The organism is Ellagibacter sp., assembly GCF_048412355.1.
Taxonomy (GTDB): Bacteria; Actinomycetota; Coriobacteriia; order Coriobacteriales; family Eggerthellaceae; genus Ellagibacter.
In genome coordinates this window covers 1-7,877 of record NZ_DBFSAP010000011.1, presented here as the reverse complement: position 1 = coordinate 7,877, position 7,877 = coordinate 1, and the positions used below count along the sequence as shown (strand labels likewise).

Sequence of the window (7,877 nt, the reverse complement as noted above, 5' to 3'; positions counted from 1 at the left end):
CCCCTCTATTCCCATGGAAAAATAAGGAAATCGCGCCATCTTCGCGCGGGACTTCGAGCGACACGACATATTTCACTTGGCGATAAGCGCGCAGGGCGAAAAGCTCTGTGCGCTTTTGCGTTTTAGAAGACGAGAGCGGTTACGTGAAAGGAAAGCGCATGGACAGGGAACTTCTGAGCGTTGCAGGTGGAACCAAGCCGGCCGACGTGGTCATCACGGGCGGTCGCATCGTTAACGTCTACACGGGCGAGATCTATGACGGCGGCGTGGCGATTAGCAACCAAACTATCGCGGCGGTCGGCGACGTCGACTACTGCATCGGCGAGGGCACGCGCACGATCGACGCCGAGGGCGCCTTCATCACCCCGGGCTTCATCGACGGGCATATCCATCCGGAAAGCTCCGACCTTGCCATCCGCCCCTTCGCGGAAGCCGTGCTCAAGCATGGCACCACGTCCATCATGACCGACCTTCACGAAGTCGGCGTGGTGTCTGGTCTTCCCGGCATCGAGGCCGTGCTTGAGGAAAACGAGATCACCGACCTCAATCTGTACTTCGTCGTGCCGTCGCACGTGCCCTTCTCGCCTGCGCTCGAGACGAGCGGCGGCAAGTTCAACCCCGAGATCATCCGCGAAGCGCTGAAGCGCCCCGACGCCGTTGGCATCTCCGAATGTGTCGGTCCCTACGTTCTCGCCGAGCTGCCCGACCTGCTCGAGTCGCTTGGCGACGTCGCCTCGATGAAGGGAATGACCGCACAGGGGCACCTCGTCGAGATGAAGGGCAAGGACCTCAACAAATGCGTCGCCGCCGGCATCTCCACCTGCCACGAGGGGCTTTCCGCCGACGACATCATGGACCGCGCACGCGCGGGCGTCCATGCGATGCTGCGCGAGTCCTCCGCCGCTCGCACCCTCTCCGACCAGCTGAAATGCATCGTCGGCAAAGATATCGACACCTCCATGATGAGCATCGTCACCGATGACTTGCACTGCTGCGACTTGGCCTCGACGGGACATCTGGACCACCACCTGAAGCTCGCCCTTGAAGCCGGCGTGCCGTTCGCGAAGGCCATCCAGATGGTTACCATCAACGCCGCCCGTGCCTTCGAGCTCACCGACATCGGAGCGCTCGCACCCGGAAAGCGCGCCGACGTGAACATCGTCTCGGGCGACACCGCCGAGGACTTCCAGGTCGTAAGCGTCTTCTCGCGCGGCAAGCAAGTCGTCGACCACGGCGAGCTGCTCGTCCACTACGAGAAGGCAACCCACGACCCCTGCCTGCTCAACACCACGAAGCTCTTGAACCCCATCACGCCCGACAGCTTCAAGATCGCCGCCCCCGAAGGCGCCAAGCGCGTGAAGGTGACCTGCATGGACACGCTCCCGTGGATCCCTGTCACGCAGCCGCGCGAGGTCGAGCTCGAGTGCAAGGACGGCTACGTGGCCTGCGACGTTTCTCAAGACGTCCTCTACATCGCGCAGGTCGAGCGCTATGGCATCAACGGCAACGTCGGCCGCGCGTTCATGGGCGGATTCCACATGACGAGCGGCGCCATCGCCTCCTCGGTCGGTCATGACAACCACAACGTGATCGTCATGGGCACGAACTTCGAGGACATGGCAGTCGCCGTGAACCACATAATCGAAATCGGCGGCGGGCAGTGCCTAGTCGACGGCGGGGAAGTCATCGAGTGCGTGGAATACCCCATCTGCGGCCTGCTCACCGACCTCTCCTGCGAGGAGCTCGCCGCGCGGAAGAGCGCCCTCAACGCCGCCTGCGCCGAGCGCGGCTGCATCATCTCCATCCCGTTCATGTTCCTCTCCTTCATCTGCCTGGCGGCGCTGCCCGCGTACGCCATCACCGACCACGGCTTCATCAACGTGATAACGCTGCAGATCGAAGACCCCATCAAGGGCGTCGTGGAATAGGGCGCACGATGACAAAGACTACACAACCGAGGGCGTTTTACGGGTCATTTTTCCACGCGCCCGAATACGGCAGCTTCGAGTATTTGGAGTGCGCCCTCATAGAAGTAGGGGAAGACGGCGCGATCGAGCGCGTCATCGCGCATGACGACCCCGACCAAGCCGCGGCGCTCGCGAAGGACCGCGAGGCCGGCGCGCTTTTTGAGCTGGGGGAGGGTAGATTCGGGCTGCCGGGCTTCGTGGACATCCACGTCCACTCGCCTCAGTGGCCGCAGGCGGCGCTCGCCCTCGACGAGCCGCTCTACCGGTGGCTCGATGAGCGTACCTTCCCTCTGGAATCAAAGTTCGTGGACGTCGATTTCGCGAAGAAAGTGTACTTTGACCTGGTCGATCAGCTCCTTGCGCGAGGGTCGACCACGGCGGTGTACCTTGGCAGCGCGCATCTGGAGGCAACGGTGGCGCTCGCTGAGATCTGCGCCGAGCGCGGCCAGCGCGCGCTCGTGGGCAAGACGGTAATGGACGACCCTCAAGCGAACCCGGATTACTACCGCGATGCCTCGCCTGAGCAGGCGGTGCGCGACACCGAAACCCTCATCCGCGAGGTGGAGGCCATCGGGAGGAACAGCCGCGCGGGCGCCTGGCCCGTCATCACGCCGCGCTTCATTCCCAGCTGCACCGACGAGGTGCTGCGCGGCTTGGGCAACCTGGCCGGCACCACGGGCGCCTACGTGCAGACGCACTGCAACGAAGGCCAGTGGGAACATGACGTCGTGCTTGAGCGCTTCGGCAAGACCGACCCGTACGCGCTGCGCGACTTCGGCCTGGTGGGGGAGCGCTCCATCATGGCGCACTGCCCCTACCTCACCGAGGAGGAGGGCGAGATGTTCGCCGAGCTGGGCGTCGCCGTCGCCCATTGTCCGACGGCGAACTCATACTTCTCGAGCGCCGTAGCCCCCGTCCAGCGCTTCCGCTCGCAGGGGATCCACGTGGGTCTCGGCACCGACATTTCGGGCGGCTACAGCCCGAGCATGTACGAGAACATCCGCCAGGCGGTGCTCGTGTCGCGCCTGCTCGAGACGGGCGTGAACGCGCAGCTCCCGCCCGAGGAGCGCGGCGGGCTTGGCGAGGGCACGCGGCTGTCCCTTGTGGAGTCGTTCTGGCTCGCCACCGCAGGCGGCGCCGAGGCGCTCGGCTTGCCGCTTGCGACCTTCGAGCCGGGGCGCGCCTTCGACCTGCAGGTCATCGACGTGAAGCGGCCCGATAGCGACCTTACGGGCTTCGGCGTGTTCGACGAGCCGATCGACCGGCTTGCCCGCATCCTCTACCTGTCCACGCCCGACAACGTACGTCAAGTGTTCTCGCAGGGCGTCCTCGTGCGCGATAAGGACGCGAGGTAGGGCGCACGTCTCGGCCGTTTGTGCACGGCCTGTGGTATTATGAATCGAACTGACTGAACACACGCCGCCGCGAGTTTCGCGGCGGCGCTTTTGAGTGAGAAAGAAGCTTCCATGTCGCTTTCCATCGGAATCGTCGGCCTGCCGAACGTCGGCAAGTCCACGCTGTTCACCGCGCTCACAAACAAGGGCGGGCTGGCCGCGAACTATCCCTTCGCCACCATCGAGCCCAACGTGGGCATCGTCCCCGTGCCCGACGCGCGCCTCGACGCGCTTGCGGCGATCGACCATCCGGCCAAGATCGTTCCCGCGACGGTGGAGTTCGTCGACATCGCAGGCCTGGTGGAGGGCGCGAGCAAGGGCGAAGGCCTGGGCAACCAGTTCCTCGCGAACATCCGCGAGACCGACGCGATCTGCGAGGTTGTGCGTTTCTTCAGCGACCCCGACGTCGTGCACGTGAACGGCAAGGTCAACCCGACCTCCGACGTGGAGACGATCAAGACCGAGCTCATCCTGGCCGACATCGGCACGCTCGACAAGGCCATCCCGCGCCTGGAGAAAGAGGCCAAGCGCGACAAAGCCGGTGTGAAGAAGCTCGAGGTCGCCAAGAAGGTGCTCGAGGGCTTGAACGAGGGCCATCGCGCCCGCACGCTCGGCTTGGACGAGGACGAGCAGGCGGCGATCTATGACCTGCATCTGCTCACCATGAAGCCAATCCTCTACATCGCAAACGTCGACGAGGACGCGCTCGACGCCGATTTGGCTGAAATCGACGGGTGTGCGCCGGTGCCCATCTCAGCGAAGGTGGAAGCAGACTTGGCCGAACTCGACCCCGAGGAAGCGAAGGAGTACCTCGAGGCCATGGGGCTTTCTGAGTCGGGATTGGCACGCCTGGTCCGCGAGGCGTACAAGCTGCTCGGGCTGCAGAGCTACTTCACGAGCGGCGAGACCGAGACGCGCGCATGGACCATCCCCATCGGCGCGAAGGCCCCGCAGGCGGCAGGCGTCATCCACTCCGATTTCGAGCGCGGCTTCATTAAGGCGGAAACCGCGAGCTTTAGCGACTACGTGGAGCTCGGCGGAGAGGTGGGATGCCGCAACGCCGGCAAGCTTCGCCAGGAAGGCAAGGAATACGTGGTGCAAGACGGCGACGTCATGCACTTCAAGTTCAACGTATAACAAGATAGGGACGCGAAAGCGTCCCTTTTTGATGGTGGGCTTTCAATTAGCGTTTAGCCTTTAGACGAGGGGCTTTTCCCTTCTACGATGAGGCACCATAAGCCCCACATGCCACATGCAAAAGAGGCAATGATTTGCAGAATCAGCGCTCGATAAGGGACTTGGAAACATTCATCGATCAATTTCGATGAAGCAAATAATACCAGCGCAACGGAGATAAGGATCAGCCCTCTTTTTCGAGCCCTATTGAGCTTTAGATTGCTTACCGTCTTTGCCATGAGCCTTCTTCCTGAAAATCAGGGTGGCGTGGACAAAATCAGTCAATATGTGAGTCGTTCTGATGGGGAAGAAGCCATCGGCGGATTCGTCGTCGACATTTCCCCAGGTCAAATTTTTCGAAAGAAAGTTAGTCTGCCGATACTCCTCACATATCGACTGATTTTGTCCACGGAGAGCCACAGTCGTGAAAGAACAAACAAGGTTCGTAGCGGACAATCTCGTCAGCTATGCTATCTGACTGGTCGCGGATCGCAAGTGCCGGCGACACAGCGGATTTCGACTGCTATGCAACCATTACCCGCCAACAAGGTTCCCGGTGCGGGGCGCGGGCGATGCGAGTCGCCCGCGCCCTGTGCATCTTAACGCTACACGCGCGGAATCTCGAGCATCTTCTGCTTGAGCTCGGCTTCCATCTCGCGCATCGCCGCCTCGGCCTCGGCGCGCTTCTGGCGGCCTTCCGCCTGAATCTGCATGACCTCGTCGAAGGTCTTGATGAGCGTCTCGTTGGTGTTCTTGAGCGTTTCGATGTCGACGATGCCGCGCTCGGACTCGCGCGCAATCTCGACAGTCGAGGTGTGCAGCATCTCCGCGTTCTTCTTGAGCAGGTCGTTCGTCATGTTCGTGACGGCGCTCTGCGCACGAGCGGCCTCGGCCTCGTTCGCAATGCCGAGCGCGAGCACCATCTGGCTTTTCCACAGCGGGATGGTGTTCACGATGGTGGTCTGGATCTTCTCGACGAGCGTGATCTCGTTGTTCTGCACGAGGCGGATCTGCGGCGCTGTCTGCATGGCGATGGTGCGGGTGAGGTCCAGATCGCCAAGCTTCTTCTCGAAGCGCGTGCACATGGCCTCGAGGTCCTGCGCAGCCTGGGCGTCCTCGGCGCGACCAGTGGCACGAGCATGCTCGACAAGCTCAACGAGCTCGCCCTCGCGAACCTGCGCGAGCTTCTTTTTGCCCGCGAGCAAATACATCGTGAGCTCTTTGAAGTACGTGAGGTTCAGCTCGTACATCTTGTCGAGCGTCGCCGCGTCCTTCACGAGCGTCATCTGGTGGTCCTTCAGCTGGTCCACGATCTTATTCACGTTCGCCTCGGCCTTGTCGTAGCGCGTGCGAAGCGACTGTACCTTGTCGACGCCGCGCTTGAAGAAGCCGAACAGCCCCTTCTCCTCAGTGGCGTTGAACCCACGCAGCTCGTTGACGACGCCGGTGATAAGGTCGCCCACCTCGCCCAAATCGTTCGTGCGCACCCGCTCGAGCGCCGATTCGGAGAAATCGGCCATCTTCTTCTGCGCGCCGGCGCCGTACTGCATGATGGCGGCCGAGTCGCGCACATTGATCTGCTCGGAGAACGATTCAACCATCTTCTTCTCGTCATCGGAGAGCATGGAGTCGTCGAGGGCGAGGTCGCCTTCGTCTTTCGCCAGCTCCTCTACCGGCTTGGCGGAAAGAACAGGAGCGGGCGTATCGTCGAGCTCGGGAGTAAGCGTAAGCGTGAGCTCGGGCGTTGCCTTCGATTCGGTGCTGTTTTCCATGACGATACCTTTCTTTGATTCCTAACGGACGCATGCTCGCCCGTTTTCGGTAGGGGTTTGGCTATCGGGCCTTGTCAAACGGGCTTTCGGTGAGACCCTCCTGCGCGAGCACAGTGCGGAGCACGGTGATATCGGACGACACATCGGTCGCCACGTCGCGGAAGAGCGAATCGAGCAGCTTCTCGAACGCAACGCTCAGGCTATCGAGCGCTTTCTCAATCTCGCGCTTCGAGTCGACAATGTTGTCGCTTTGAATCGGCTGAGAATCGAGCTCGCGGTAGGTCTCGAGCAGCTTCACCGTAGTGGGCAGGTAGTAGTCGAGGAGCCTGTCCAGATCGTCGATGAGCTCGGGGTTCTCGGCCGCAGCGTCGAGAATGGCCGTGACCACGTGCTCGATTCGGTCAAGCGTGCGCGAAGTCTCCTCATCGGGAATAGCATCGTTGCCCTCGCGGATGACCGCAATGAACGCCTTGCCGCGGTCTAAAAGCTGCTGCTGCTCGGCGGTGAGCACAGCACTTTCCTTCGAGCTGGTGGATTGCACGAGCGCCTGCTGGCGTTCGGCTCGGCGCGCCTCGGCAAGTTCACGCTCGTGAGTCTCGCTCGCTTCGAGGGTCATGAGGAGCAGACCCGAAGCCTCGTCGAGCGTCGCCTGCTTGAACATGCCCTTCGCGAGCATTTTCCTCACGTTCTTCTGCGCATCCGCAACGCTTTCGGAGCCCCTTTGCGCAAGCTCTTTCACACTGCACGATTCGCGCAGGCCAATGACGTTGCGGTAACGATCGAAGGCGCCCGCGAAGCGGATCTTTCGAGTGCCCGCGAACATGAGCGCACCGCCGAGCACGGCACCTGCGGCAATGAAGGGCACGGCGGCTGCAAGCTTGATAAGGAGCATGATAAGCCCTATGGCGACAAGCGGGATTCCCACGGCGACGCCTGCGACCACAAGCGCTATGCCGCCGCCGCGCTGGGTCGTGGCGCTCGCATAGCGCAGGTTCATGAGCTCCTCTTTGCGCTTTCGTTCCTGAATGAGCGCGTATTGCTCCTGACCTCGGCGGATACCGTCAGATGCCTGCGCAATCCCGCGGCCGATGCTCTCAGCGGCGGCGCCGGCAACACGCTCGATGGTCGACTGAAGGTCGCTGAAATCGCTCGACTTCACGGCGTTTTGCGCAGCGTTTGCAACTTGGTCGGCCATGTTATCTGAAGAAGCCATTGGGCTGCCTTTCCGTGAATCAATCTTTCGGCTTGATTGTACCCGAACGCCCGTGCTGAAAGGGGCCAAAGGGCGCGCCGTAAAACCTTTTTTACCAAGTCGTAGGAAACGAAGCGACGGGCGCGACCAAACGCGAACGCAATATTCAACAAATGGGGTGTAATTCGAGACCTCACACGATACAATAGGTGAAACCTCAAGCAGCCGCGCTCTTAAGGAGACCAGCTATATGAAGTCAAGGGCTAAACCGTAGGTTTTAGAGAACAATTTATTATCCGAACGTTGCAGCTTGAGAACCGAATATCGAATGCTTTCGGGCATGGCGAGGCGGGCGGCGCCGCCGCCTGGAGGGGCT

6 protein-coding genes are annotated in these 7,877 nt (G+C 61.5%); 3 read left to right on the top strand and 3 right to left on the bottom strand.

Features of this window, described 5'->3' with window-relative positions; translation table 11 throughout:
* Nucleotides 1-158 precede the first annotated feature (158 nt).
* The 3 genes from ACMRQN_RS01305 (at nt 159) to ychF (ending at nt 4,498) form a co-directional block, all read left to right on the top strand.
* Complete coding sequence (locus ACMRQN_RS01305) at nt 159-1,928, top strand: adenine deaminase (protein WP_418733488.1); 1,770 nt, start codon at nt 159-161, stop codon at nt 1,926-1,928.
* A gap of 8 nt (nt 1,929-1,936) precedes the next feature.
* The gene (guaD, locus tag ACMRQN_RS01300; RefSeq protein ID WP_418733487.1) at nt 1,937-3,322 is read left to right on the top strand and encodes a guanine deaminase; all 1,386 of its coding nucleotides are present in this window, start codon (nt 1,937-1,939) and stop codon (nt 3,320-3,322) included.
* 111 nt (nt 3,323-3,433) lie between these two features.
* Complete coding sequence (ychF, locus tag ACMRQN_RS01295; protein ID WP_418733486.1) at nt 3,434-4,498, top strand: redox-regulated ATPase YchF; 1,065 nt, start codon at nt 3,434-3,436, stop codon at nt 4,496-4,498.
* Between the two features lie 53 nt (nt 4,499-4,551).
* Here ychF and ACMRQN_RS01290 read toward each other — a convergent pair whose 3' ends face one another.
* The 3 genes from ACMRQN_RS01290 to ACMRQN_RS01280 form a co-directional block, all read right to left on the bottom strand.
* The gene (locus ACMRQN_RS01290) at nt 4,552-4,776 is read right to left on the bottom strand and encodes a hypothetical protein (protein WP_418733485.1); all 225 of its coding nucleotides are present in this window, start codon (nt 4,774-4,776) and stop codon (nt 4,552-4,554) included.
* A 366-nt stretch (nt 4,777-5,142) separates the two neighbouring features.
* Nucleotides 5,143-6,309: a toxic anion resistance protein gene (locus tag ACMRQN_RS01285; protein ID WP_418733484.1), complete on the bottom strand. Its 1,167-nt coding sequence runs from the start codon at nt 6,307-6,309 to the stop codon at nt 5,143-5,145.
* Nucleotides 6,310-6,370: 61 nt separating this feature from the next.
* Entirely contained in the window at nt 6,371-7,522 is a 1,152-nt protein-coding gene (locus tag ACMRQN_RS01280; RefSeq protein WP_418733483.1) for a 5-bromo-4-chloroindolyl phosphate hydrolysis family protein, read from the bottom strand.
* Nucleotides 7,523-7,877 lie beyond the last annotated feature (355 nt).